General features: G+C 62.3%; 1 protein-coding gene. It reads left to right on the top strand.

All coding sequences use genetic code 11. The features are described from left to right. The first annotated feature begins 7 nt into the window (after positions 1-7). Positions 8-88, top strand: a complete 81-nt coding sequence (locus E4K09_RS30865) for a GyrI-like domain-containing protein (RefSeq protein ID WP_342211360.1) — start codon at positions 8-10, stop codon at positions 86-88. The last annotated feature ends 135 nt before the right edge of the window (positions 89-223 follow it).

The following is a 223-nucleotide window of genomic DNA, read 5'->3' as shown; positions in this document are numbered from 1 at the left end:
TGCCCCGATGTTCGAGGAGTATCTCAACAGCCCGCGCGACACGCCGCCGACCGATCTGCGGACGGATATCTATCTTCCTCTGAAGTGAGGCCTGCATTCCGAAAAAGAAAATGGCGCGGCCGAGGCCGCGCCTTTCTCGTCTTCACAATGAAGCCTTGAGCTTACTCGCCGGCGTTCGCGGCCTTCTGCTGGTCGCGCTGCGCCTTCTCGGCGTCGCGCTCGG

Source organism: Microvirga pakistanensis, from assembly GCF_004458765.1.
In the GTDB taxonomy this organism is placed as follows: Bacteria; Pseudomonadota; Alphaproteobacteria; order Rhizobiales; family Beijerinckiaceae; genus Microvirga; species Microvirga pakistanensis.
Note: the sequence above shows the minus strand (reverse complement) of the source record. Positions and strands in the feature narration are given on the sequence as shown.

What these genes read in the sequence shown, in the direction of transcription:
- E4K09_RS30865 (WP_342211360.1), top strand. Translation starts at nt 8, where the DNA reads ATGTTCGAGGAGTATCTCAACAGCCCGCGCGACACGCCGCCGACCGAT.